Source organism: Dehalobacter restrictus DSM 9455, assembly GCF_000512895.1.
Taxonomy (GTDB): Bacteria; Bacillota; Desulfitobacteriia; order Desulfitobacteriales; family Syntrophobotulaceae; genus Dehalobacter; species Dehalobacter restrictus.
Window position 1 is genome coordinate 1,785,810 of record NZ_CP007033.1, and the last position, 25,003, is coordinate 1,810,812.

Below are 25,003 nucleotides of genomic sequence, written 5' to 3' on the forward strand. Positions count from 1 at the left end.
TCATTCATTCCTCCTTGACTGTCCGGAAAGCTGCTCCTTTATTGGCCGACTGGGCAAATTGGACGTAACGTCCCAGATATCCTGTCCGGCCTGCTACTTTATACACTTTCTCCAACCCTTTTTTGGGGTCAAAGCTGTTTCTTCTTTCTGCTTTTTCAGATTCGGGCAGAAGCCAGTCAATGGTCCGTTTTTCTAAATCAATCCGAACCATATCGCCGTTCTCTACGAACGCAATCTCCCCGCCGAGCGCTGCTTCCGGAGAAATGTGCCCGATCGAAAGTCCGCGGCTGCCTCCGGAAAAACGTCCGTCCGTCAACAGTGCCACGGAAGAATCAAGGCCCATTCCCGCTAGGGTTGCTGTTGGTCCGAGCATCTCTCGCATACCAGGCCCGCCCTTCGGTCCTTCATAGCGGATAATCACGACATCGCCTTCTTTGATCACGCCGCTGCGGATCGCTTCCGCCGCCAGGTCTTCTCCGTCGTAGACCTTGGCCGCGCCCTCGAAGACAATATCTCTGTTCGCCAGCGCACCTACTTTGATCACGGCTCCTTCCGGCGCCAGGTTACCAAACAGGACACAGAGTCCGCCTTTGGCAGAGTACGGATCAGTTAGCGGCCGAATCACACTCGGATTTTTGACAACCGCGCTGCTTAGTCTTTCCGCCATGGTACTGCCGGAAACTGTCATCCCGGAACCATCAATCAAACCGGCATCCAGCAAGCTCTTCAAAACGGCACTGATCCCGCCTGCTTCATTGACTTCGACGAGATAATGCCCGTTCACCGCCGGACTCAGTTTGCAAATCTGAGGGGTCCGGTCACTGATCGCATTGATCTCGGCCAGGTCAAATTCTATTTCTCCTTCAAACGCAATCGCAGGCAGATGAAGGATGGTATTGGTTGAACACCCCAACGCCATATCGGCGGCAACGCCGTTCCTGATTGAAGTGCTCGTTACGATATCACGCGGCCGGATATTGTCCCGCAGCAGGTTCATAACCTGATAGCCGGTTTCTTTGGCCAAGCGTATTCTCTCGGAATAGACGGCCGGTATCGTACCATTGCCGGGCAAGGCCATGCCGATGACCTCTGTCAGGCAGTTCATGGAGTTTGCCGTAAACATCCCGGCACAGGAACCACAGGTTGGGCACGCATTCTGTTCGAGGCCCTGAAGCCACTCCTGGCTTTCCTGGCCGCTATAGACTTTGCCAACGCCTTCGTAGACGGTAATAAAATCAACATTTTTCCCCTCGTGACGGCCCGGCAGCATCGGCCCGCCGCTCACGACGATGGACGGCAGATTCAGCCGCATCGCAGCCATCAGCATTCCTGGGACGATTTTGTCACAGCTCGGAATAAAAACCAGGGCATCGACAGCATGCGCTCTGGCCATAATCTCAATGGAGTCGGTAATCAACTCCCTGCTCGCCAGGGAAAAATGCATTCCAACGTGTCCCATGGCAATGCCGTCACAGACACCAATCGTCGAAAATTCGAGCGGCGTGCCGCCGTTTTCTCTGACTCCGGCTTTAACTGCTTCGGCAATTTGACGCAGATGCATATGCCCGGGCACAAATTCATTAAAGGAGTTGACGATACCGATCAAGGGTTTATTGATTTCCCGGTCGGTAAGTCCGAGAGCTTTAAATAGAGAACGGTGAGGTGCCCTGTCAATTCCGACTTTTACTGCATCACTGTTCATGGGATCGCTTCCTTTCCGGAAAAATTTTCGGTCTTTGGTCTTTAATCTATCGTTTGGTCTTTAATCTATCGTAAGGAAGAAAAATAACGCTTTGTCAGTGTTATAGCTATAACTTGTCCGCGCTGAAATGTACAGTATTAGATAGGCTCTCCCTCTGTTTTGACATATTCGTGGAATTTAGCCAGCAGCTTTTTAAATACGGGTCCTGGTTTGCCGTCCCCGATCTTTCTGGAATCCAGCATAATAATCGGAATCAGCTCAGCCGCCGTACCGGTCAGGAAGCACTCATCGGCACTGTAGACATCAATCAGATGAAACAGCTCTTCTTGAACGGTGATCCCTTCCTGGCGGGCTAAATCGATGACCGAATCACGGGTGACGCCTTTTAAAATCCCGGCATAAACTGGAGGTGTGGTTATAATTCCGTCTTTGATAATGAAAATGTTGTCACCGGTGGCTTCACTGACATACCCTTCCTGATTCAACATCAATGCTTCCATCAGACTTGCCCTATTGGCTTCAATCTTGGCCATAATATTGTTCAAATAGTTCAGGGATTTGATTCTCGGGCTTAACGCATCCGAACTGGTCCTGCGAGTTGCAGCCGTAATAATTTCCATCCCGTTTTCATACATGCTTGGCGGGTACAGGGAGATATTGCCTGCAATGCAGATAATCTCCGATTTAGCGCATTTCCTTGGGTCTAAGCCCATATCTCCGACCCCTCTGGAAATGATCAGACGAATATAAGCATCTGTAAGGTTATTTTTTCTTACGGTTTCCACGACGATATCCATCATTTCCCGACGGCTTATCTCGACGTTTAACAGAATTGCATTGGCTGACTCATACAGTCTGTCAATATGTTCCTTTAATTTGAATACCCGGCCATTATAGGCTCGGATCCCTTCAAATACACCATCTCCATAAAGAAAGCCATGATCAAATACAGAAATTTTCGCCTCCTGGCTGTCAACAAATTTACCATCGCAATAGATAATCATGTGAATACTCCTTTCCGAAACTCAATTTTGATTTCAACACTATCTATATTGTAACGAAACACAATCAACATGTAAAATATACCTTAATAAAAAAAACAGGGAGTCTAATTGATACACTTCCTAACGTGCATATTCATATATGAGAAAAACTCTACGGACTTTCTGAACCATCATTATCTCGTCAACGATGTGTTATAGCACATATAATTATTTTATCTAAGTGTATATGATACAGTTAACTGTGTCAATATATTTGGAGTATACTTTTCATCCTGCAGTGGGCCGATCAAAAATATCCTTGCCAATTCCAGGATAGCTTGGTATAATGTCCACTGTACAGAAACACTTGTTCATTCAGAGGGGATAGGGAGGAACTATTTATGAAGAAAATTGTAATTGGTTTACTGGGTTTTGGAACTGTCGGATCAGGTACAGCCGCCATACTGGAAAATAACCGGTATGACATCAGTACCCGTACCAATGCTGATATAACTATAAAAAAGGCTTTAGTCCATGATATCCATAAACCTCGGCCGGATTGCCGCGGCATTATTTTGACAGACGATCCCAGGGAGATCACGGATGATCCGGAAATTGACATTGTTGTCGAAGTAATGGGCGGTATCGAGCCAGCCCGCACGCTTATCCTGACCGCAATGGCAAACGGCAAAAATGTCGTTACCGCCAATAAAGATCTTTTAGCTCAAAATGGAGAAGAACTGCTTGAGGCTGCGAAAAAGAACGGTCGAGATTTGTACTTTGAAGCCAGTGTCGCTGGCGGTATCCCGATTATCGCTGCCTTAAGGCAATCCCTGACCGCCAACCGGATCTCCTCACTGCTTGGGATTATTAACGGTACGACCAATTATATTTTGTCTGCTATGACCGAACAGGGACGCAATTTTGCCGATGTCCTGAAAGAAGCCCAAGAGCTCGGCTATGCTGAAGCAGATCCGGTCTCCGACGTAGAAGGGCTTGATGCCGCCCGCAAACTTGCGATTCTTTCTTCCCTGGCTTTTAATACGCGCGTGACGTTTAACGATGTTTATGCCGAAGGAATTTCCAACGTTTCTCCGGAAGATATCCACTATGCCGATGAGCTCGGCTGCGTGATTAAGCTGCTGGCCATTGCCAAAAATCAGGAAGAAGGGATCGAAGTCAGGGTGCATCCCGCCCTGATTTCCAAAAAACATCCGCTGGCCAATATCAGCGGTGTGTACAACGCGATTTATGTCACCGGTGATGCTGTCGGAGAAACCATGTTTTACGGGAAAGGCGCCGGAGCCTTGCCGACAGGCAGTTCCGTTGTAGCCGACATTATCCAGATTGTACGCAATATGTCCGCCGGATCCGAAGGACTCCTGAATTGCGGCTGTTACCGCAACTATCCGATCATCTCAACGGATGATTTTACAACCGCTTATTACATCCGGCTTAAAGTTAAAGACGAGCCAAAAGTCTTTGCAACACTGGCGTTATTCTTTGCTGAAGCTGGTATTAGCTTTCATTCCATCATCCAGAAACCGCGGCCGGATAAAAGCGCCGAAATTGCACTGGTGACCCACCCCTGCCGGGAAGGACAGCTCCGTCAGGCCATCCAATCCCTGAACTCCTACAGCAAGCTGGATAAAATCTACAATGTTATTCGGTTGGAGACGAATGGAATAAGTATCTAGGGTTGGTCTGGGTGTCACAATTCCGCTTGCGGCAGATAGCGCCCTCCACAGGCTGTGTAAAAACGTAGAGAATAATGGATAAATATGGTATAATTAAGTAAGGAAACCGAATCATAAGGGGAATAATTATGCCATATAAAAACGGAATAAACCGCGAACAAATTACACTATTTCCGGAAAGCATAGATGATTATATAACAGAGGACAATGAGGTTCAGTTTATTGATGCATTTGTAGATAATATAGAAACAGAATTTAAGTATTCCAAAACAAGTGAAACGGGGCGCCCTCCATATAACCCAAAGGATCTGCTCAAACTATACCTGTATGGGTACATCAATGCCATAAGATCGAGTAGAAAGCTTGAAAAGGAATGTCATAGAAATCTAGAGGTAATGTGGCTTCTAAAGAGTCTAAGGCCGGATCACAAAACGATAGCAAACTTCAGGAAAGACAACAAAGAAGAAATTCCAAAAGTATTTAAAGAATTCACGCTGCTCTGTAAGAAACTATCAATGTTTGGGGGAGAAATAGTATCGGTAGATGGAAGTAAATTTAAAGCAGTAAACTCAAAAAAACAAAACGTTGTAAAAGAAAAAGCTGTTGCAAGGATAAAAGAAATTGAGAAGCAGATAAACGAATACCTGAAGGAAATTGAAGAAAATGATAAGAATGAAGAAGACACAAAAACGATAACGAAAGAAGAGCTGCAAGAGAGAATTGAGACAATTAAAAAACGCAAAGAAAAATATGAAACCCTAAAGGCTAAGATGGAAGAAACGGGAGAAACCCAAATATCAAGCACAGATCCAAACAGTAGACTAATGATGAACAACCGTAAAATGGAAGTCTGCTACAATATACAAACGATAGTAGATGAGAGAAACAAACTGATATTAGACTATAAAGTAACCAATGAAGTAAGCGACATAAATCAACTGTCTATCATGGCATTAAAAGCGCAGGACATACTGCAAACTGAAAACATAGATGTTTTAGCAGACAAAGGATATTACAAGTCAACTGAAATCAAAGCCTGTATAGATAATGGAATGGTTCCCTACGTATCCAAGCCAGAAGTAAGTGGCGGAAAAGGCTATAAGCTCGAGAAATTTGAGTACATAAAAGAAAAAGACATATACATATGTCCAGGGAAGCAAGAACTAACATACAGAAAACAAACAAATAAAAACGGTAAGATAATAAGGAGCTATTACACAAAAGGTTGTAAATATTGCAAAATCAGAAGTCAGTGCACAGAAAATAAGACCGGAAGAGAAATTCAGAGATGGGAACATGAAGAAATATTAGAAGAAATGCAAAAACGATTAAAGGAAAATGCAGAAAAGTATTTCTTGAGAAGATGTTTATCTGAACATCCATTTGGAACAATAAAACGGACAATGAATGCAGCATATTTGCTGATGAAAGGCTTTGAAAAAGTAGAAGTTGAAATCAGTTTGATAATGCTGTCTTATAATATTAAAAGAGTAATAAACATACTGGGAGTAAAGAAATTGATTGAAGTACTGGGGTAAAAGACCTTTGTATTTTTATATTTGTAGTACAACAAGAGCAATTATTGGTAAATCAATTTTATAACTGTAAATTAAGGATGAGTTTTTACACGGTCTGTCCATGGCGCTAACAGCCGCGCTCCGCATCCATGCTCCGCTTGACGCTGGAACTTGTGGCACCCAGACCTAATATAGGGTATTCAGGCTTGAATGAAATTATTTGAGCAATGGGTTTAAGAATGTTGTACCGACTGTTTACTTCCCTCAGTAATTGTTATAGAATTTATTCGAATAAATAGGCATATTCATAGATTACCTGCCGAAAAAATGGAGGAAAAGATGTTCCAAGTAAAAGTACCAGCAACTTCAGCAAATCTCGGACCAGGTTTTGACTGTATGGGACTGGCTTTAAGGCTATATAACTATATCCAGGCTGAAGAAAGTGAAAAACTGGAGATTATCCTTAAAGGCACCTATACGAGTAACATTCCTGCAAATGAAAAAAACCTTTTATGGAAAACCGCCTGCAAGCTGTGGCAGAAAATTGATTTTCAGCCGAGACCCTTAAAAATCACCCTGGAAAGCCATGTTCCGCCTGCCCGTGGACTCGGAAGCAGCTCCACTGCCGTCGTCGGCGGACTAATTATCGCCAACGCGGTAGCCGGGAACCCTTTAAACCGGCTTCAATTGCTTGAAGTCGCTTCTGAAATCGAAGGCCATCCGGATAATGTCTCGCCTGCTCTTTGCGGCGGCATCACCCTGACAGTCATGGATGAAAACAAGCTTATTCCGAGGACGCTGGCGAAGTTTCCAAAATTCAAAGCTGTCGTCGTGATCCCGGATATTCTCGTTGAAACTGAAAAAGCGCGTGGGATACTGCCCGCTTCTGTTTCCAGAACTGATGTGATCTTTAACGCTTCCCGCGTTGGCCTTTTAGTTGATGCGTTTATTAAAGAGGAATACGATTTATTGGCGATTGCCACTCAGGACAGGATCCATCAAAATCAGCGGGCTTCTCTGATCCCCGGTATGCCCGAAGCCTTAAAATCTGCCGTGCTCGCCGGCGCGTACGGCGCAGCGCTAAGCGGTTCCGGACCGACCTTGATTGCTTTTTGCCCTCACGGCAAAGAAGATCAGATAGCCCTGACGATGAAGGGCGTACTCCAAGAAAATGGTTTACCTTCTGAAGCCCTGACCCTGGATATTGATTCTGAGGGAGCTGTGCTAACCGAATTTTGATTTTTTAGGGTAACCCCTAAGAAAAACCTTCTCCTACATCAGTACTATGAAATTGCGGCTCTCCCGGATCCTGTCCGTATGAAAAAAGGTGAACTGCGCATTGGTTTCTCTTCCTTCATCATCCAAGATCAGGAACTATATTATACACAGGGCCCTGCCTTTTGTTGTATTTGAAGTGAATGAAAGCAATATGACCTCGGCTTTTTGGGACTCTCTCCACAGTGTTGCAGTCAAACAAAAAAGCAAAAACGACAGACAGCTTACAATTACTAAATTAAAAGCATTTATTCTCGCCCTCCAGAATGCTGAGTAGCATAAAGGGCCAAATATTTTTCATAACTTCTGTAAACTTTCTCGACATATTCCCTGGTCTCTGTAATTGGAATTTCCTCAATACGGTACGCATTCGGGTCCTTCGGCCAATCATCCAGCCAGCTTTGTACCCTGCCGATCCCGGCGTTATAAGCTGCCAGGGTAAGAACCGTATTGCCGGAAAACTCCTTATTCAAAGAAGCAAGGTACCAGGTGCCGTAACGAATATTGGTTTCCGGATCAAGTAAGTCAACCTTTGCGTAATCTTCATTGAGCCAGACAGCTATCTCTTCCGCTGTCCCCGGCATCAGCTGCATCAATCCGACTGCCCCTTTGGATGATTTCGATTTGGTGATGAACCTGCTCTCTTCCCTGATTACGGCAATCACTAGCAAAGGATCTGTTCCATACTTGGCGGCATATTTTTCAACCGTCTGCTTGTATGGAAAAGGATACATCATTCTGCCGATAAAATTTGACTGGTATACAGCCAAAATTATAAACAATAAAAAAATAATTGCTATGGTCTTAACAATTTTCCTCTTTGCGATAAACAAAACGCACCCATCCTATTTCATATATTCTAATATCTTGTTAACCCTTAAATGATAACATCATTTTTTTATTATCTTTTGATTATCCGTATGTTCATCTAAGCGGAGATATGATTTAATTCTGAAACATTATATACGACAAAGCTACTTCAAGGCAAGCTGAGACCTTGCCTGAAAAATCTATGGAGTGGATATCTCAGGAAAACAGTTCTTTCCAAATCATCTCAAGTTGTTTTTCAGTCTCTCTCCAGTCCCCGGAATTATCAATGACCCGGTGGGCTTTCTTTTTTTTGTCCTCAAGCGGCACTTGCGCAGCAAGCCGCCGCTCGGCCTCTTCCCTAGTCAAGCCACTTCGTTCCATCAGCCTGGTGATTTGTATTTCAGCAGGGACATAAACGACCCAAACCTCGTCGACAAATTTTCCCCATCCCGTCTCCAGAAGCAGCGGAATATCCAGGATAATCAGCTTTTCACTTTGGATTTCTGCCTTCAGGCATTGATCCTGCATCTGCTGCCGGATCAAAGGATGAACAAGTTCCTCAAGCCTTTGCCTGGCCTCAGGATCGGCAAATATGATTTTTCCCAGCTCCGCCCGGTCAATCTTCCCATCTCGGACGCATTCAGATCCAAACTCTTTGCCGATCAAAGGGATCAACGGCCCGTCATACAACCTATGAACTGCGTCATCCGCGTCAAAAACCGGGATGCCCTTCTGCGCAAACCAACTGGCAACACGCGTCTTGCCGCTTGCTATTCCTCCTGTAAGTCCAATTTTGATCATGTTTAACCTCAAATTATTTTTAATGACCCGATGAGTATCAGGACGATCCCCGGCAGATACCTGACTCTCGCCAGCACGCTCGCCGGAAGTCTGCCTGTCAATACCTGACCGGTAAAGATCATCAGAATCTGCATCAATGTCACCATCCCGATGACATACCAGAGAATTCCTGTCAGCGCAGCGGCTACGCCCGAAGCAAACGCATCCAGAGACAATGCCACGCCGAGAAGCAGACTTTCATTCAGTGTAATGACGCCGGAGCCGTCAATGTCTGCCGCATCCGGTGTCTTTAAAACCTGAATGACCAGGCCGAAGAAATTTAAATTAATGCAGAACAAAGTACGATATGGATTGTCATCTATCTGTCCGGCTGCAGTTGTCATCACCGGTACAGCTTCGGGAAGTTCCGCTCTGCCTTTCAAAGTCTGAATCAATTGATACGAGCCGATTGCAATAAGAACGACTGCCCCCAAGATACCGGGATGGATCACCGTAAGTTGAGACGTGATCAGATGGCCGCAGTACATGGAAACCGTCATGGCGAGTGTCGTACAAAAACCAATGATCATCATGGAACTGAGCGGTATCCGAATCCTCTTCAGACCGTAGGCCATCCCTACCCCTAAACCGTCAAGACTCAAAGCCAAAGCAAGGATCATTGCCATTCCCATATTCTTTTACCCCTTAAGTATTTCCTTCGGGATAATATATGGCTGTAACCTCGTTTTGGTGTACCGCGCTGGCTCATCTGTATCGTCGGTCTGTCAGTTTTTTCGTACTAATCCTGGTAAGCCAGCCACTCCTCCATCAGATGATCGAGCTCTATCTGCACTTTCTCATACGACTGGTGAAGTGACAATGTCAGTTCATAATCACTGGCTGCGGCATCGAGCTTATCCTCAATTTCTTGAAGCAATAATTCTGTTTCCGCAATTTTTTCCTCGATTTGCTTGATCTTTTTTTCTATCCGTTTGGTATTCTTGGACTCTTCCCTGTAATCTCTGGCTTTTTGAACCTCTTCATTTTTACAGGTCTGATCTTGAGCGGCTTGAGCAGATTCTTTTTCTTCATCTTCACTCTTCTCGCTCATTTCACGATAGGCCGTGTAGTCTCCCTCAAATACCTTCAGACCATTCACTGTAAGCAAAGCAATCTTATTCACGATTCGGTTCAGAAAGTACCTGTCATGGGATACGGTCAAAATTGTCCCGTTGTAATCCTGCAACACTTCCTCCAGGACTTCTCTCGTCTCCATATCGAGATGGTTGGTCGGCTCATCAAGCAAAAGCAGGTTCCCCTGATTCAGAAAAAGCTTGCAAAGTGCCAGCCTGCTTTTCTCTCCCCCACTTAAACCAGCAACAGGTTTGAATACATCCTCTCCCCGGAAGCCAAAACGGGCTAAAACATTGCGTATTTCCGGATCGTCAAGCGTTGAAGAATAACGGATCTCGTCCATGACAATTTCCCTTAAGCCAATATTCTCATGCTCCTGGGAATAGTAGCTGACGGAGACATTCGCCCCGGTCCGGATCGTACCGTTATACGGGATTTGTCCTGTAACAGCTCTTAACAGCGTTGTCTTTCCAATCCCGTTTCTGCCGAGCAGGGCAATCTTATCACCCCGGCGCAATTCCAAACCTACATGTTCAAATATGGTTTTCTGCCCGTACTTAACGGCCAGATCGTCTATCTCGAGAACCCGGTCTCCTGAGCGGGTTTTGGCCTGGAGGCTTATGCTGAGTTTTTTCGAATCTTTCGGCGCATTCACCGGCGTAATTCTTTTCAGCATGGATTCCCTGCCCCGGGCTTGTTTAGCTTTGATTCCGGCACCATGACGCCGGATATACTCCTCCAGGTCCGCAATTTTTTTATTGATCCGTTCCGCTTCTCTGGTCAGCGATATTTTTTCAATATTCCGCTGCAGTTCAAACTCCGAATAATTGCCATTGTAAGCTTTCAGGAACCCATCCTCAATCAGGAAGGTGCTGTCCACGACCCTGTCCAGGAAATACCTGTCATGGGAAACGACAAGCATAGCTCCAGCATAATCGGCCAGGTAATTTTCAAGCCATTCCAGTGCCTCAATATCGAGATGGTTCGTAGGCTCGTCAAGAATCAGAACGTCCGGATCACGCAGCAGAAGTTTGCCAAGCGCCAGACGGGTTTTCTGACCACCGCTTAAATGATTCGCTTCAGTCGTCTGATGCCGGTCCATCCCGAGTCCGGTCAGGATCTTGCGGATCCTGGCTTCGAGCGCATAACCGCCCGCCCTTTCATACTGTTCCGTAAACAGACTGTACCTTTCGAGCGTTTTCTCGTCGGCCTGTTCCGCCATTTTATTTTCCAGGGATCTGAGATTGTCCCGCAGATCAAGAATATCCTGACGTTCCGCCAGCATTTGTTCAAATACTGTACCGTGTTCTGCTGAGGATGCAGTCGTCTGCGGCAGATAACCGACAGTACCCTGCCAGTTGATATCTCCGCTTTCATGAGCAATCTCTCCCATGACAGCCCTTATCAGTGTTGTCTTACCTGCCCCATTGGCTCCGACCAGGCCGGCTTTTTGACCCTTTTCCAAACGCAGCGTTATATGATCCAGCAGAGTGCTCCCTGCTACTTCAATTTCAAGTCCATTGCAATAAAGTATGCTCATCCTTCTGTGAAATACTCCTCCTGGATTCTTTCTTCCTGCATTAAAAGTTATTCCTTCTTCAAAACAAATTTCATCTATTTCTGGCAGTTCGGACAGTACACCGTTGTCCTTCCGGCTACTTTGATTTTAGCCAATTGACCTCCGCAATATTTACACTCCTGACCGCTGCGTCCGTAAACCATCAGATTTTCCTGAAATGCACCCTTCTTGCCGTCTGCATCACGATAATCACGAAATGATGTTCCGCCAGCCGTGATTCCTTCCTGCAGAACCTCACAGATCGCATCGTAAAGCAGAATAATCTCCGACACCTTTAACGAAGCCGTATTTCTATCCGGCAAAATGCCCGCGCGGAACAGAGCCTCGTCCGCATAAATATTTCCGATACCGGCTACGACGGTCTGATCCAGCAGCGCAGCCTTGATCGTACTCTTTTTCCTGGCGAGACGCATCCCGAGCTGGTCAAATGTAAATGACTCGTCCAGCGGTTCCGGACCAAGTTTAGCCAAGCAGGCAGCCTTAAAGGCCATTTGAAAAGACACCAGTTGTATTCTGCCGAATTTACGGATATCGGAGTAATGAAGCTCCCCCTGATCGAGCCTAAACACAACATGCGTATGTTTATTTGGCTCGTGCTGCTCAGGATAATAGATCAAACGTCCGGTCATCCTGAAATGAATGATCATCGTAAGGCCGTGACTCAGGTTCATGAGCAGATACTTGCCGCGTCTGTCAAGGCTTTCAATCGTCCGGTTCCTGGCCAAAGCGCTGAAATCCTCATCCGCCAGAGAAACTGCTGCCGGAGGCCATCGGACTTCGACATCTTCAATTGTCTTTCCCAGAATCCTTGCAGCCAGGGACAGCCGGATACTTTCTACTTCGGGCAGTTCAGGCATCGGATCGACCTCCTAAAACAACAGCGCATCCACCTGATAAGGGACCATATCATACCAGTTGCTTCCGACTTTGCAGTCTACCAGCAATGGAACAGAAATCGGGAAAGCCTGCTCCATCTCTTTCTTGACAATTGCTGCGACCTTGGGAAGCGCTGACGGTTCGACCTGGACTACCAGTTCGTCGTGAACCTGAAGCAAAATTTCTGCCTGCAGGCCCTCAATCGCTTCCGCTACTTTGATCATCGCAATTTTCATAATATCAGCCGCGGTTCCCTGAATCGGGGTATTCTTGGCAATCCGTTCGCCAAACTGCCGCGTCATTCTGTTTGGATGAGACAATTCGGGGATTTTCCGCAGCCGGTTCAGCAGCGTACGAACCTCTCCCTTTTCTTTAGCTTCAGTGACAGCCTCCTCGAGATACCGGTGAACACCGTTGTATCTTTCAAAATACTGGCTGATATAGTATTTTGCTTCTTTTCTCGAAATGGTCAGATCGCGGGCCAGTCCAAAGTCCGTCAGACCATACATTAAACCAAAGTTAACCGCTTTGGCCTTGCGCCGCATATCTGAATTGACTTCGTTCAGCGCTACGCCAAACACCTCGGCAGCTGTACGCCTGTGCACGTCTTCCCCGACCAGGAAGGACTCACAAAGTATTGGATCTTTCGAATAATGCGCCAGAATTCTTAATTCGATCTGAGAATAATCCGCGGATAACAAAAGCCAGTCTTCCTGAGTTGCCTGGAAAACCTTCCTAAGTCTCCGGCCTTCTTCCAGACGGATTGGAATGTTTTGCAGATTCGGTTCGGTACTGGAAAGTCTGCCGGTAGCTGTAACCGTCTGCTGAAACGTGGTATGAATTTTGCCGTCACAGCACTGGGCCAGCAGGCCCTTGACATAGGTGGAATTCAGTTTGACCAGCTGCCGGTATTCCAGTAGTTTTTCCACGACAGCGTGCTCTGTCCGCAATTCTTCCAGCGTTTCTGCATCTGTTGAATAACCCGTTTTGGTTTTTTTGAGTGGCGGGAGCCCTAAACTCTCAAATAGAATCCTGCCAAGCTGCTGCGGCGAATTGATATTAAAGTTTTCACCGGCCAGATTGTAAATCTCACTTTCCAATCGGCCGATCTTAACCTCAAGTTCCTGACCATATTCCTGGAGTTTCGCCTTGTCCAGGGCAATTCCGGTCTTTTCCATCCTAGCCAATATGAGGCTTAAAGGCTCTTCAACCTCATGCAAGAGCTTTTCAAGATCGTCTTCCGCCAGTTTTTCCATATAGGAAGCGGCAAGTTTCCGCAGCAACGCAGCCTCACGGGCCGGCGTATTTGAAAACAGATCCGTCACATAATCCCCCAGCAATTCGGAAGCGCTATAATTGGACCGGTTCGGGTTTAACAGATAAGCGGCCAGGCTTAAATCCAAATCAACGCCGGCGAATGTCTTATTCTCATTCAGAAGCAGTGAATATACCCCCTTGCTGTCTGCCACCACTTTGCGGACACCGTCGTCAGCCAGGATTTCTTCCCAGAGACGCAGTACACTTGGAGCAGCAGCATACCGGTTTAGCGAATACGTATAATGTTCATCGCAGATCCCCATTTCAGTCCAGAGCCCCTGATGAATATTCCTGCCCTCAAAACGATAACTGAGTGCGAGGACCGGTTTCTGCTCAAGCCAGGTATTCAGCAGCTCCAGCCAGCCTTCTCCGTCCATGTTCTTTTCTTGCTGGATAGTATCAATGATCTCTGCCCCTGATGCTTTTTGCTTCTTGCCTTTTTCGATGATTTGCTCAGGACCCGTTACCGCAGCGAGGCTCTGTTCAAACAGCGACGCGACTTTATATAAGCTGTAGCCATGAAGGATCTTTTTGCAGGCATCTTTGTCCGGCTCCGCCCATCTTAAGTCGTCAAGAGAAAACGCAACCGGCACATCGTGAATCATTGCTGCGAGCTTTTTGCTTAAGAGTGCCTGATCAGCGTATTGATTCAGCAGTTCCTTTAATTTATTGCCTTTGACTTCATCCTTATTCTGCAGCACATTTTCGACGGACCCATATTCGTGAAGCAGTTTCAGTGCTGTCTTTTCCCCCACACCGGGAATCCCGGGGATGTTGTCCGAAACGTCCCCCATCAGGCCTTTCAGATCGATAATCTGAGCAGGCTTCAGCAGATATCTTTCTTCCAGCCGTTGTTCGTTGTAACATTCAACTTCCGAAATCCCTTTCATTGTCAGCAGCACAGAGCTATGCGGTGAAATCAGCTGAAGAGCGTCCCTGTCTCCGGTAAAGATTAAAACTTCTATTTGCTGGGCAATCGCCAGATCATTTACTGTCGCTATGATATCATCCGCTTCGTAACCTTCCAGTTCCAGGATCGGAACGGCCATCACCCGCAAAATTTCTTTAAGATAATTAAACTGCGGCCGCAAAGTCTCCGGTGTCTCTTTCCGGTGAGCTTTGTAGCCTGCAAACTGCTCGATGCGGACCGTTGCTTTCGTCTTGTCAAAAGCTACGACCCAATAATCTGGCTTCTGCTCTTTCTGTAGCCTGAACAGCATGGTTAAAAAACCGTGTACAGCATTCGTCGGAAGCCCTTCGTTGGAAGTAAGCGGCGGAAGCGCATAGAAAGCTCTATTTATAAGACTGTTACCGTCTAAGATCAGCATCCGGGGCATTGTAATACTCCTTTCAAGAACCGTTTCTTCAGAATCTCCCTCGGAATCATTCGTCAAAACAATTCCTTTGAATATACCTTTCTATATCATAACCTTTTCTAGAATCAAGTACAACAAGTACACAGCACAGAAAAATAAACGGCTGCATTACTGCAAGCCGTTTAATATCCGCTGATTTCAGTCATTCATACTTCTTTGTCCGCTGCATCATTGATTTCGATCCTTCATCTGCTTTTCTCTGAAAAGTATCGGAGATCTCCCGGATATTGGCATTGACCTCCGAGGGCAGACAGTTCCCGCCTCTCTAAGGCATCCTGTTATAGACAATAGGCTTAAAGGAAAGTTTTGACTTTTTCTTTTTTCTTCTATGGATTTAAGATCGTCAGAAGGCTCGCTCACATATTCAGTCTCAGGGTTGGATTCCAGTACAGTTATGCCATCTGCTTGGTCATGGTTCTGACTCTTCCCTATGAACCTTGCACCCTGTTCAATCTGAAGCCCTTTTGTTTTTATATCGCCATAGACTACGGCAGTTGAAGCTATTACCAATAAGTTCTCAGCTGTAATATTCCCATGTACTTCTCCCTGTATCCGGGCGTTTACAGCAAAAATTTCCGCTTCTACTTTTCCATGCGGACCCACAAGCAGATCTGCTTTTGTTTCAATTGTTCCTTCAAGCTCCCCATCAATTATCACATTGGTTCTGGAGTTTATTTTTCCTGTTATTTTGCATTCTTTGGCAACGTACACGTCATTATCTGTTTTTTTACCAAATTCGACAGCTTCCATCTTCTTTTCCTTTCACTCTTCCATTATTAAACATTATATTTAAATTTAGGATATGACAACGGACCCAAATATTATATAGGCCATTAGTCCTATTTTTATACAATAACTGCAAACAGTGATATATAAGTCCACAATAACTTAGAGTAATCAGCCGAAATATATAGGATCAGGCACATAGTGGAAATAGAAAGAGGACACAGCAAAAACTGCATCCTCTTTCTTATGTCAATTATCCTGTACGTTTATTCGGACCGCGAATCCTTTTCCCTGATTTCAACCCTGCGGATTTTGCCGCTGATGGTTTTGGGAAGCTCGGTCACAAACTCAATTACCCTCGGATATTTATAGGGTGCGGTTACCTTTTTGACATGATCCTGCAATTCCTTAATCATGTCTTCCGAAGGTTCGTAACCTTTGTTCAGTACGATCGTCGCCTTGACATTAAATCCTCTGATAGGATCCGGAACACCCGTTACCGCTGATTCCAGAACAGCAGGATGCTCTGCGAGCGCCGACTCGACTTCAAAAGGCCCGATGCGGTAACCGGATGATTTAATAATGTCGTCATTCCTGCCGATATACCACAAGAAACCAAGCTCATCACGGTAGGCCAGATCACCGGTATGATACAGGCCGTCATGCCAGGAACGCTGCGTATTCACTTCGTCCCGGTAATAGCCCATGAAAAGACCTTTCGTCTTGGTCGCGTAATCCGGAGCTTTGATGCAGATTTCCCCGGTCACACCAGGGTCAACCTCTTTGCCGTCTTCATCCGCAACAACCATCTGATAACCGGGTGTAGGCATCCCCATCGAACCGGGTCGCGGCTGCACCCATGGGTACAGGATTGAGCAGCAGACGGTTGTCTCCGACTGCCCAAAGCCTTCAAAGATACGCAATCCGGTAGCCTGCCGCCATTGATTGAACACTTCCGGATTTAAGGCCTCTCCTGCGGTGCAGCAGTGTTTCAGCGCCAACAAATTGTAGCTCTTGACATCTTCCCGCAGCATAAAGCGGTACATGGTCGGCGGTGCACAGAAAGTGGTTATCTGGTATTTCTCCAGTTTCTGCAAAATATCCGCACCGTTGAATGTATCAAAGTCATAAGTAAAAACCGCTGATTCACCTAACCACTGGCCATACATTTTGCCCCAGAGGGATTTCAGCCAGCCAGTGTCGGAAATTGTGAAATGAAGGCCGCCAGGCTCTACTCTGTGCCAAAAAATGCCCGTCATAATATGTCCTAAGGGATAAGCATGATCATGCGAGACCATCTTGGGATAGCCGGTCGTTCCGGAGGAAAAGGCCATAATCAGCATATCCGTGACTTTGGTCGCTTCTTCGCCGGTAGGGCGTTCCCATTTGTCAGACGCAGCTTCAATCCCGGCTTCAAAATCGAGCCAGCCCTCTCCTGCATCCTTATGTTTGGTCACCGCTTTCATCTGAACCGTTTTACATTCTGGAGCAGCCTCGTCAAAATGCCGGGTACAATCACCGTCTGCGGTAATCACGGCCATCTTGATACCTGCCGCCTGGCAGCGATAGATATAATCTTTAGCCGTCAGCAGGTTCGTTGCTTGAACGGCCACTGCGCCAATTTTATGCAGGGCCATCATCGCATACCAGAACAAATAGCTTCTTTTTAAAACCAGTAGGACAAGATCTCCTTTTTTAATGCCAAGTGACTTAAAATAATTCGCCGTCTTATCAGACCAGCGTTTCATTTCAGCAAACGTAATTCTTTTTTCTTCACCATTATTGCTTACCCAGAGCATCGCCAGCTGATCGGGTTTCTCCTCAGCCAGTTTATCAAGGACATCGTAGGCAAAGTTAAAATCATCCGGACAGGTCACCTTAAAATTCTTATATAAATCTTCCAGCGTGACATAGTCGTCCCGGTGTCTGCCAATATACTTCTCATACATGATCATGTGCGCGTCCTCCTTTATTTCATGACGATGGCCAGGAATTTTGCCGGAGCATCGCCATGGGCCTTCATCGCGTGGGGAACGGACGAATCGAAGTAAACGCTGTCACCCTCACCGAGTTCGTAAACCATCTCACCGATAAAAAAGTCCATGGATCCTGAAACCAGGTAATTGAATTCTTGCCCGTCATGGGAATGACGTTCCGGTATTGCATTGTTCGGTTCTACTGTCACCATAAACGGTTCAGCTTTCTTATTGCGGAAGGTGAAGGCCAGGTGCTTGTAATCGTAAGCTTTTCGGCGGTTGATCTCATACCCGCCGCCGGCTCTGACCACGCAACAGGTGGATAGCTTCGGTGACTCACCGCTGATGATATCCAGTACGTCAACCCCTAAAATACCTGCAACATTGTACAGAAAACTAAACGAAAAATCTTTTTCCCCTGTTTCATATTGAAGATAATCCGCAACCGGAACATCGAGTATCTCAGCAATCCTTTCCGGCGTGAAGCCCGTTGACTCGCGCAGCATCAATAAACGTGCGCCCATATCCTTTAGTTGATCAGTCAAGTTAATGGCACCTCCTTATAATTTTCCTGTTTTAAGTAAACTTGGCTGAAGCCAAGCCTTGGCTAAGGCTACAGCCTTAGCTGCACTTATGTATAGCAGAAAGCGTTTAGAACCTTCCTGCTATACTAAAATAATTGCCGAATCATACTACTATACTATAACACTATGTTTCAATAGTATTATAATACTATGCTGTAATACAATACGGCAATACTTTTACAAGACTTTTTTAAAATACTTAAGTCAAAACGCTACTACTTAAGTTAAGACGCTACGACTTTAGTTAAATTTATACCCGATTTCTATCGCTTTGATATTGGATGCCAGAAGATCTTTCTTCCTCTCCGGAATCGACTTGGATACTGCTTTATTCAGCATCTCCAAATCAAAAATGCCGGCTTCTTTGGCAATTTTCCCAACCATGACCATATTCGCGAGTCCTTTCAGACCAGCGTCTTCAGCCAGCTTCGTGGCCGGTATATAAAAGGTCTGAACATCGGGACGCTGTACCTGAATCGGGATCAGGGAGGAATCAATGATGATTGTCCCGTTTTTCTGGACATCACTTTCAAATTTTTCGAGGGACGGCTGGTTCATCGCAACCAACATCCCGGGATAGGTAATAATCGGTGATCCGATCGGTGTATCGCTAACAATCACGTTGATATTAGCTGTGCCGCCGCGCATTTCCGGCCCATAGGACGGAAGCCAGCTGACTTCCTTGCCCGTGAGCAGCCCGGCATAGACGAGAATTTTGCCGGCAAACAGCACACCCTGTCCGCCAAACCCTGCAATCATAAGTTCAAGTGTCGTGCTCATTAGAAAACCTCCTTATCCTTATAGACACCCAGCGGGTAGTAAGGAATCAGGTTCTCGCGCAGCCAGGTGAGCGCCTCAACAGGCTCAAGCCCCCAGTTGGTCGAGCAGGTCGACAGAACCTCGACAATCGTAAAGCCTTTCCCGGCGATTTGATATTCGAAAGCCTTTTTGATCGCCTTCTTGGCGTTGATCACATTTTTAACACTATCGACAGATACGCGCTCGGCGTAGGCCGTCCCGTCAATCGTGGAAAGCGTTTCGCAGACTTTCAGGGGGAAGCCTGCATACTTTGGATCTCTTCCGTAAGGAGAGGTCTGGGTGATCTGGCCAGGGATGGTCGTAGGGGCCATTTGTCCGCCGGTCATGCCGTAAATAGCATTGTTGACAAAGATAATGGTGATATTCTCACCTCGGGCCGCTGCATGAATGGTCTCAGCCGTCCCAATGGCCGCAAGGTCTCCATCACCCTGGTACGTAAAGACGATATTGGCCGGATTGGCGCGCTTAAGGCCTGTCGCAACTGCCGGAGCCCGGCCGTGCGCTGCCTGCGCCATATCACATTCAAAATAGTTATAAGCAAGTACAGCGCAGCCAACAGGGGCGACACCGACTGTTTTTCCGGTAAGATCAAGTTCGTCCAGAACTTCTGCAACCAGCCTGTGAATAATCCCATGGGTACAGCCGGGGCAATAGTGACTGGATACATCTGAAAGTGCTTTCGGTCTTTGAAAAACGATTTCCATAATTAACTCCTTTCCGCCTGCGCAGCGTTTTCTATGGCTTCCAAGACAGCTTCTGGAGTCGGAACCATCCCACCGGTACGGCTGCAGAGATGCACCGGGCGGCTGCAGCGGATGCTCAGCTCCACATCCTGAATCATTTGACCCATACTCATTTCGACCACCACAAAAGCCTTTGCTTTTTCCGCTGCGGTTTTCAGCTGGTTTTTCGGGAACGGCCATAAAGTAACCGGACGAATCAACCCTGCTTTTATGCCTTTTTTACGGGCTTCGTTAATCGCATTTCGGGCTATTCTGGCGCAGATACCATAAGCGACGATAATTACTTCCGCATCCTCGGTCAGGTAATTGTCCGTTCTGGCAATTTTCTCAACATCCGCGTATTTTTCAAAACGTTTCAAGTTAAGCATCTCGAGCTCTTCGGCTTCGAGATAAAGCGAATTAATGACATTTCTTTTTCTCTGACCTTTTGTTCCAGTCAGCGCCCAATCCTTGGTAACGTTTGACGCCGCTTCGCCACGGCTGATGTCCACAGGCTCCATCACCTGTCCGAGCATCCCGTCGCCTAAAATCATCGCGGTCATCCGGTACTGGTCAGCCAGTTCAAAAGCTTCTACCGTCAGGTCGAACATTTCCTGAACGTTATTCGGTGCGAGTACAATCATATGAAAGTCTCCGTGACCGGAAGACCGTGTTGCCTGGAAATAGTCGGACTGGGACGGACGGATTCCGCCAAGTCCAGGACCGCCACGCTGAATGTTGACCAGCACTGCAGGCAGATCGCTTCCTGCCATATAGGATAAGCCTTCGCTTTTCAGGGAAATTCCCGGGCTTGATGAAGATGTCATCGCACGGACTCCCGCTGAGGATGCTCCGTAAACCATGTTAATGGCTGCGATTTCACTTTCCGCCTGCAAATAGGTTCCCCCCATTTTCGGCATACGTTTGGCCATATACGCTGCAACCTCGGTCTGAGGCGTTATCGGATAACCGAAGAAATGACGGCATCCGGCCATAATCGCTGCTTCGGCAATTGCTTCGTTTCCCTTCATTAATACTTTTTCCGCCATTTGCTTTAATTCACCTCTTTTTCAATCTGAATACAAACATCGGGACACATAATCGCACAGAACCCACAGGCAGTGCACGCTTGCTGATCGGTCATTTCCGCAGAATGAAATCCTTTGCTGTTAAGGGTTTCGGGCGAAAGTCTAAGCAACTTCTTAGGACAAGCGTTTACACAAAGAGAGCAGCCTTTGCATCTGTCTGCCTCGATTGTTAGTTTCGTCACTTTTGCCATTCATACTCCTCCAAATCTATTGGAAATATATTTTGAATATTACTTGCCAGTTCCGCTGCCAGACTTCTCTGCACGGTTGTCATCACAACCGGCAGTCCCGTCCTTTCAGAGATTTGCTCTGCGTAAGGAAGCGAATTCATGACATCGGAGGCGGTAGTAGCATTACCCAGGTTGGAATTATTAATAATTCCGGAAAATTTGATTCGCGCTGCCGCTTCAATTTCGTATTTAATGCTAATCGTCGCTTCGGCATCGCGGCTCAAAGGCCGGTACATATTTACAACAATGTAAGCAGCAGCATCTGTACGGTGGAGCTGTTCGTAATAGCGGCCGAGAGCATAGGCGCCTCTGTCGTCTCCGCCAACGTCAATCACCGCATAGGCATCGCGTTCGTCAAATATCGCATTGATTTCTCCCGGAACAGCAGGAATATCAACATTCGAATTCGCATAATCCGAGGAGATCAGCTTAATCCCTGACCTTTTCAGCATCTGCGCGCTATCTTTCGTTCTGAAATAAGGGTTAACAATATCCAGATCGGCAATGGTGACTTTCTGATGACTTTTTTTCAGCCACAAGGCGTAGTTTACAGCAATACTCGTCTTGCCGCTGCCATAGTGACCGGCAAAAATGGTAACCCTTGCACTCTGCACACGAGACCTCCTAAAGTAAGAATTATAAGACAATTAAAATTAATAATACCACAAATTCACGTTTGATATCAACTTCAATACATATTTAATACTCAATTTCCAGCTTATTTAATGCTTGCATCGTTGTTTTTTTATAATCCGAATAACTCCTTTAATTTCAAAGCGATATCGGTGTCCATATAGGTCAGCATCGCAAGCTTTAGATCACTTTTTTTTCTTCCGCGGTAAGCTTGTTGTATTCTGCGATGACCCTGCCGGCTTGATCGCGATAAGGCGAGGAAGGATTTTGGATCAGATTATTGACAACCGTCATCATGGATCCGACAATTTGCTTTTCCTGCACTGTTTTTACATTTGCATAGACGGTCCCTAATTGGCTGTAAACAGTACGCAGCAGCACTTTTGTCGCTTCAGAATTAATTTGAGAACTGCTTCCGCTTTGACCGGCTGAATTCCCACCTCCGGCAGTACTTTCGCTGCTCGAAACCTTTTCGTCTTTCTTCACTACCTTATACCGACATCTATGTTAAGAATACCATAAGAACCATTTGATTACATCCATCGTCCCTCAATCCATCATTGTCCGATGAACAGCAAATACGGGTGTTTAGACTCAGATCCGAATCATAAACACCCGTATTCGTAAATTGTCGATTGCAAATTTGTTCTACCTTTTAGTATGTAACCGTTTTACACTGAAACAATGTAAAACCTGCCAATTTACTTGCAGTTTTCTAAATTCTTTATGGCAATAGAACTCAAAAAACTTAAAGTAATTGTGAGGGTTACGGAAAGGCACGTAATTACTTCTTTGGACCAAATAAATAAATGGAAAAGTATTCTTCTCCATCTTTTTCAATCCTATACATTACTTTTTTTTGTTTGGAAGGCATTTTCACAATATTAAAATTATTGGTGATAAAATACCCGAAACCGAGTTCGTTCATTGGGAAGTATAATATCCCGTTATCATCTTTAATCGGTTTAAACGTATCATAAGAGATTTGCTGGATTTTTACGCCATCCGGAGCCTGTTCTGAAAAGATAAGCTGGCAGTGTTGATACATCTCAAAGTCATGATACAGTTCAGCAAATTGATTTTCCATTTCAATCCCCCCTTTCCGGTTTTATTACTTCGCTATGAAGATTTCATTTCCTGCCCCAAAACTCAAAATTTGGCTAAAATCCTTGATTTTATACAGGTATATACAATTCATTATATATACGACTTGCAAAAAATAATAAGCTTCTTTCGACAATCCCCCTCATGGGATGCAGCCAAAACAAAACAACAGACCGAGAACAATCCTTGAACACTCCCTGGTCTAAATGTTAAAAATTTACTGAATTAAAATAAACTACCTGTGTATTTTATTCCTATATGCAGATACTACAGATAAATAAACAAAAAGGAGGAATATCTAATGGCTAAGTATAAATTGCCGGTTAACAAACAAAGCGTTGCCAGCGAGCTTAATGTTAACTTAGGTCCAGACACCTCCGCAAGACAAAATGGCTCTGTTGGAGGTAGCATGGTTAAGAAAACCTTTGAATACATTAACGGTCGTATCTAAATCATCCAGTCTTGGCAGCGAAAGCCCCGAAGGATCTTACTCCCTCGGGGCTTTGATGTTATATCTTTCGCCGTTCATAGGCCTTCTATATTTTAAGCGTTTACTTGGTGCCGAAGGCCGGGGTCGAACCGGCACATCCTCACAGATATCGGTTTTTGAGTGTGTTCAAGGCATTTTTACCAAGTTGTACAATGTTGTTTTGCCCTTGATAACGCTGTATTTCTTTAAAAGTCATTTGGCTGTTTATGGCTCTCTTTTTTTGCTTTTCTATAGAAATCTGTCCAAGAAATTTATTATTTTATCCATATCATTAACTATTTTTTAGCAATTTTCTTTCGTTTTGCTTTTTCATATACCTGTTCTCGCTTGCCAATAAAAAGCACTAATACTCTTACTTTTTCTTCCTGAATATCATAAATCGCCCGATACTGAACCCCATTATAAAAAAGTTTCATCCGGTATAATCCATGAAATTCACCAACCAGCATGTCACCATGAGTTCTTGGAGATTCCTCTAAAGTAGAAAGTTGCCTCAAAAAACGCTCTCGCATTTTACTGGGGCAACTTTTCAGGTACTTTTCTACATCCTTAACAAGTACGACTTCGTACATTTATTTTATCAAACTACGCAGAGAAACCATATTCCCCTCTTTTTGCGCATCTTTCTTTGCCTTGTGTATAGCTCTTGCAGTTTTTCTATCAAGGGACAAAGATAGTGATTCGCGTAGAATATCAAATCTTCCAGATTTTTTTGTCGTATTAAGAACTGCTGTTTTTGCACTCGCCACCTCTCTTCCCCTCCGTTCTAATCGATATTTCTTGTACATTTATTTTAACCTACTTTCCATATATATACAAGCAAATTAATTAAACTTTTCTTTAATACATTATTCTATTATGTATGATATATGTTAATTTATACAAATAGTAAAGGCTCATGAAATAAAATCTGAGCCTTTTAAATGTGTTTACTTTATTCTGACAAGAATATTCTTTCGTATGCTTAAATAAAACAAAAACGAACCCCATTAATTTTTAATCATGGGGTTCGTCAGTAATCTGAGCATGATTGATCATGCTCTTCCTATATATACTCTTACGATAGGTATCTTTTTACTGATTCTATCAGCTGTGTTTGATAGTTATAGATATCATCAACGTCCGATATTTGAATTCGAATCGGGTGTTTATTCTCATCAGGAATGTATAAATATTTCTGCTGTGCATTTAAGCCTAATCTACATATCCACTTTAGTTTATTATCATCCAATAGAATACCAAAATATGATTCGGTATCTCTAAAGAATATCCTTGATGAATTAACTGCCGGATTCAAAACACTTTTTACTGCATAATAATATTCTAACTCTTCTTGTGTTGTCTCTATTTTATTTTTTAATTCCTGATCCTTCTGTACAGTAGTTGCTGCCTCCTGTGGTTCTTGTTCAACCTTTTCTGAATCACCCATCGCAGCTTTTAGCCGATCATTAACTATCTCATTTAGAAATTGGTTGTATGATTTTTTTACTATTTCCTTAAATTTATCAACAGTTGCCTTTGTTCGTTTCCCCTCATATCAATTCATCAATAAAATCCATGATTTTCCTCCTATATACCTTGTTTT

The 25,003-nt window shown here is 45.0% G+C and carries 25 protein-coding genes; 4 read left to right on the plus strand and 21 right to left on the minus strand.

Annotation, left to right across the window (positions count from 1 at the left end; translation table 11 throughout):
* Nucleotides 1-4 precede the first annotated feature (4 nt).
* Together ilvD and ilvE are read right to left on the minus strand one after the other, a co-directional pair.
* Nucleotides 5-1,702, minus strand: a complete 1,698-nt coding sequence (gene ilvD / locus DEHRE_RS08550) for a dihydroxy-acid dehydratase (protein ID WP_019226841.1) — start codon at nt 1,700-1,702, stop codon at nt 5-7.
* Between the two features lie 137 nt (nt 1,703-1,839).
* Entirely contained in the window at nt 1,840-2,706 is an 867-nt protein-coding gene (ilvE, locus tag DEHRE_RS08555) for a branched-chain-amino-acid transaminase (protein ID WP_019226840.1), read from the minus strand.
* A 380-nt stretch (nt 2,707-3,086) separates the two neighbouring features.
* Here ilvE and DEHRE_RS08560 point away from each other — a divergent pair, with 380 nt between their 5' ends.
* From DEHRE_RS08560 to thrB, 3 genes are all read left to right on the plus strand, one after another.
* On the plus strand, nt 3,087-4,382 hold the full coding sequence (locus tag DEHRE_RS08560) for a homoserine dehydrogenase (RefSeq protein ID WP_019226839.1): 1,296 nt from the start codon (nt 3,087-3,089) through the stop codon (nt 4,380-4,382).
* Between the two features lie 128 nt (nt 4,383-4,510).
* Nucleotides 4,511-5,920, plus strand: coding sequence for an IS1182 family transposase (locus tag DEHRE_RS08565; protein ID WP_019226930.1), 1,410 nt, complete (start codon nt 4,511-4,513; stop codon nt 5,918-5,920).
* Nucleotides 5,921-6,238: 318 nt separating this feature from the next.
* Nucleotides 6,239-7,138, plus strand: coding sequence for a homoserine kinase (gene thrB, locus DEHRE_RS08570; RefSeq protein ID WP_019226455.1), 900 nt, complete (start codon nt 6,239-6,241; stop codon nt 7,136-7,138).
* Nucleotides 7,139-7,422: 284 nt separating this feature from the next.
* Here thrB and DEHRE_RS08580 read toward each other — a convergent pair whose 3' ends face one another.
* The 16 genes from DEHRE_RS08580 to DEHRE_RS08655 all read right to left on the minus strand — a co-directional run bounded on the left by DEHRE_RS08580 (nt 7,423) and on the right by DEHRE_RS08655 (nt 22,911).
* Nucleotides 7,423-8,007 carry a lytic transglycosylase domain-containing protein gene (locus tag DEHRE_RS08580; RefSeq protein ID WP_019226457.1) on the minus strand — a complete coding sequence of 195 codons (585 nt, stop codon included), beginning with the start codon at nt 8,005-8,007 and terminating at the stop codon, nt 7,423-7,425.
* A 193-nt stretch (nt 8,008-8,200) separates the two neighbouring features.
* Entirely contained in the window at nt 8,201-8,785 is a 585-nt protein-coding gene (gene coaE / locus DEHRE_RS08585; protein ID WP_019226458.1) for a dephospho-CoA kinase, read from the minus strand.
* 8 nt (nt 8,786-8,793) lie between these two features.
* Nucleotides 8,794-9,456, minus strand: a complete 663-nt coding sequence (gene ytaF / locus DEHRE_RS08590; RefSeq protein WP_019226459.1) for a sporulation membrane protein YtaF — start codon at nt 9,454-9,456, stop codon at nt 8,794-8,796.
* Nucleotides 9,457-9,563: 107 nt separating this feature from the next.
* A complete protein-coding gene (locus DEHRE_RS08595) occupies nt 9,564-11,438 on the minus strand; it encodes an ABC-F family ATP-binding cassette domain-containing protein (RefSeq protein ID WP_019226460.1) in 1,875 nt (624 codons plus the stop codon).
* Nucleotides 11,439-11,512: 74 nt separating this feature from the next.
* On the minus strand, nt 11,513-12,334 hold the full coding sequence (gene mutM / locus DEHRE_RS08600; RefSeq protein WP_019226461.1) for a DNA-formamidopyrimidine glycosylase: 822 nt from the start codon (nt 12,332-12,334) through the stop codon (nt 11,513-11,515).
* Nucleotides 12,335-12,346: 12 nt separating this feature from the next.
* A complete protein-coding gene (polA, locus tag DEHRE_RS08605) occupies nt 12,347-15,007 on the minus strand; it encodes a DNA polymerase I (protein ID WP_025205817.1) in 2,661 nt (886 codons plus the stop codon).
* A 207-nt stretch (nt 15,008-15,214) separates the two neighbouring features.
* The gene (locus DEHRE_RS08610; protein ID WP_242836919.1) at nt 15,215-15,796 is read right to left on the minus strand and encodes a bactofilin family protein; all 582 of its coding nucleotides are present in this window, start codon (nt 15,794-15,796) and stop codon (nt 15,215-15,217) included.
* Nucleotides 15,797-16,038: 242 nt separating this feature from the next.
* A complete protein-coding gene (locus DEHRE_RS08615) occupies nt 16,039-17,727 on the minus strand; it encodes an AMP-binding protein (RefSeq protein WP_019226464.1) in 1,689 nt (562 codons plus the stop codon).
* A 14-nt stretch (nt 17,728-17,741) separates the two neighbouring features.
* Nucleotides 17,742-18,293, minus strand: a complete 552-nt coding sequence (locus tag DEHRE_RS08620) for a helix-turn-helix domain-containing protein (RefSeq protein ID WP_019226465.1) — start codon at nt 18,291-18,293, stop codon at nt 17,742-17,744.
* 279 nt (nt 18,294-18,572) lie between these two features.
* Complete coding sequence (locus DEHRE_RS08625; RefSeq protein ID WP_019226466.1) at nt 18,573-19,112, minus strand: 2-oxoacid:ferredoxin oxidoreductase subunit gamma family protein; 540 nt, start codon at nt 19,110-19,112, stop codon at nt 18,573-18,575.
* On the minus strand, nt 19,112-19,855 hold the full coding sequence (locus tag DEHRE_RS08630; RefSeq protein ID WP_019226467.1) for a thiamine pyrophosphate-dependent enzyme: 744 nt from the start codon (nt 19,853-19,855) through the stop codon (nt 19,112-19,114). The genes DEHRE_RS08625 and DEHRE_RS08630 overlap by 1 nt, the downstream gene beginning before the upstream one ends.
* Nucleotides 19,856-19,857: 2 nt before the next feature.
* Complete coding sequence (vorB, locus tag DEHRE_RS08635) at nt 19,858-20,922, minus strand: 3-methyl-2-oxobutanoate dehydrogenase subunit VorB (RefSeq protein WP_019226468.1); 1,065 nt, start codon at nt 20,920-20,922, stop codon at nt 19,858-19,860.
* A 5-nt stretch (nt 20,923-20,927) separates the two neighbouring features.
* Entirely contained in the window at nt 20,928-21,152 is a 225-nt protein-coding gene (locus tag DEHRE_RS08640; RefSeq protein WP_019226469.1) for a 4Fe-4S dicluster domain-containing protein, read from the minus strand.
* Nucleotides 21,140-21,805: a hypothetical protein gene (locus DEHRE_RS08645; RefSeq protein WP_019226470.1), complete on the minus strand. Its 666-nt coding sequence runs from the start codon at nt 21,803-21,805 to the stop codon at nt 21,140-21,142. The genes DEHRE_RS08640 and DEHRE_RS08645 overlap by 13 nt, the downstream gene beginning before the upstream one ends.
* 199 nt (nt 21,806-22,004) lie before the next feature.
* The gene (locus tag DEHRE_RS08650; protein ID WP_019226471.1) at nt 22,005-22,310 is read right to left on the minus strand and encodes a hypothetical protein; all 306 of its coding nucleotides are present in this window, start codon (nt 22,308-22,310) and stop codon (nt 22,005-22,007) included.
* Between the two features lie 298 nt (nt 22,311-22,608).
* Nucleotides 22,609-22,911 (minus strand): hypothetical protein, encoded by a 303-nt coding sequence (locus DEHRE_RS08655; RefSeq protein WP_019226472.1) that lies wholly within the window; start codon nt 22,909-22,911, stop codon nt 22,609-22,611.
* A gap of 318 nt (nt 22,912-23,229) precedes the next feature.
* Between DEHRE_RS08655 and DEHRE_RS08660 the strand changes: the two genes are divergently transcribed.
* The gene (locus tag DEHRE_RS08660) at nt 23,230-23,379 is read left to right on the plus strand and encodes a small, acid-soluble spore protein, alpha/beta type (protein ID WP_019226473.1); all 150 of its coding nucleotides are present in this window, start codon (nt 23,230-23,232) and stop codon (nt 23,377-23,379) included.
* Nucleotides 23,380-23,693: 314 nt separating this feature from the next.
* Here DEHRE_RS08660 and DEHRE_RS08665 read toward each other — a convergent pair whose 3' ends face one another.
* The 3 genes from DEHRE_RS08665 to DEHRE_RS08670 all read right to left on the minus strand — a co-directional run bounded on the left by DEHRE_RS08665 (nt 23,694) and on the right by DEHRE_RS08670 (nt 24,847).
* Complete coding sequence (locus tag DEHRE_RS08665; RefSeq protein ID WP_019226474.1) at nt 23,694-23,990, minus strand: type II toxin-antitoxin system RelE family toxin; 297 nt, start codon at nt 23,988-23,990, stop codon at nt 23,694-23,696.
* On the minus strand, nt 23,991-24,167 hold the full coding sequence (locus DEHRE_RS14805; protein ID WP_019226475.1) for a hypothetical protein: 177 nt from the start codon (nt 24,165-24,167) through the stop codon (nt 23,991-23,993).
* 308 nt (nt 24,168-24,475) lie between these two features.
* Nucleotides 24,476-24,847: a hypothetical protein gene (locus DEHRE_RS08670; RefSeq protein ID WP_019226476.1), complete on the minus strand. Its 372-nt coding sequence runs from the start codon at nt 24,845-24,847 to the stop codon at nt 24,476-24,478.
* Nucleotides 24,848-25,003: the final 156 nt, after the last annotated feature.

What these genes read in the sequence shown, in the direction of transcription:
- polA (WP_025205817.1), bottom strand. Translation starts at nt 15,007, where the DNA reads ATGCCCCGGATGCTGATCTTAGACGGTAACAGTCTTATAAATAGAGCT.
- ytaF (WP_019226459.1), bottom strand. Translation starts at nt 9,456, where the DNA reads ATGGGAATGGCAATGATCCTTGCTTTGGCTTTGAGTCTTGACGGTTTA.
- DEHRE_RS08665 (WP_019226474.1), bottom strand. Translation starts at nt 23,990, where the DNA reads ATGTACGAAGTCGTACTTGTTAAGGATGTAGAAAAGTACCTGAAAAGT.
- DEHRE_RS08610 (WP_242836919.1), bottom strand. Translation starts at nt 15,796, where the DNA reads ATGGAAGCTGTCGAATTTGGTAAAAAAACAGATAATGACGTGTACGTT.
- DEHRE_RS08655 (WP_019226472.1), bottom strand. Translation starts at nt 22,911, where the DNA reads ATGGAAAATCAATTTGCTGAACTGTATCATGACTTTGAGATGTATCAA.
- ilvE (WP_019226840.1), bottom strand. Translation starts at nt 2,706, where the DNA reads ATGATTATCTATTGCGATGGTAAATTTGTTGACAGCCAGGAGGCGAAA.
- vorB (WP_019226468.1), bottom strand. Translation starts at nt 20,922, where the DNA reads ATGGCGGAAAAAGTATTAATGAAGGGAAACGAAGCAATTGCCGAAGCA.
- ilvD (WP_019226841.1), bottom strand. Translation starts at nt 1,702, where the DNA reads ATGAACAGTGATGCAGTAAAAGTCGGAATTGACAGGGCACCTCACCGT.
- DEHRE_RS08640 (WP_019226469.1), bottom strand. Translation starts at nt 21,152, where the DNA reads ATGGCAAAAGTGACGAAACTAACAATCGAGGCAGACAGATGCAAAGGC.
- DEHRE_RS08615 (WP_019226464.1), bottom strand. Translation starts at nt 17,727, where the DNA reads ATGATCATGTATGAGAAGTATATTGGCAGACACCGGGACGACTATGTC.
- thrB (WP_019226455.1), top strand. Translation starts at nt 6,239, where the DNA reads ATGTTCCAAGTAAAAGTACCAGCAACTTCAGCAAATCTCGGACCAGGT.
- DEHRE_RS08560 (WP_019226839.1), top strand. Translation starts at nt 3,087, where the DNA reads ATGAAGAAAATTGTAATTGGTTTACTGGGTTTTGGAACTGTCGGATCA.
- DEHRE_RS08670 (WP_019226476.1), bottom strand. Translation starts at nt 24,847, where the DNA reads ATGGGTGATTCAGAAAAGGTTGAACAAGAACCACAGGAGGCAGCAACT.
- DEHRE_RS08595 (WP_019226460.1), bottom strand. Translation starts at nt 11,438, where the DNA reads ATGAGCATACTTTATTGCAATGGACTTGAAATTGAAGTAGCAGGGAGC.
- DEHRE_RS08625 (WP_019226466.1), bottom strand. Translation starts at nt 19,112, where the DNA reads ATGAGCACGACACTTGAACTTATGATTGCAGGGTTTGGCGGACAGGGT.
- DEHRE_RS08630 (WP_019226467.1), bottom strand. Translation starts at nt 19,855, where the DNA reads ATGGAAATCGTTTTTCAAAGACCGAAAGCACTTTCAGATGTATCCAGT.
- DEHRE_RS08565 (WP_019226930.1), top strand. Translation starts at nt 4,511, where the DNA reads ATGCCATATAAAAACGGAATAAACCGCGAACAAATTACACTATTTCCG.
- coaE (WP_019226458.1), bottom strand. Translation starts at nt 8,785, where the DNA reads ATGATCAAAATTGGACTTACAGGAGGAATAGCAAGCGGCAAGACGCGT.
- mutM (WP_019226461.1), bottom strand. Translation starts at nt 12,334, where the DNA reads ATGCCTGAACTGCCCGAAGTAGAAAGTATCCGGCTGTCCCTGGCTGCA.
- DEHRE_RS08660 (WP_019226473.1), top strand. Translation starts at nt 23,230, where the DNA reads ATGGCTAAGTATAAATTGCCGGTTAACAAACAAAGCGTTGCCAGCGAG.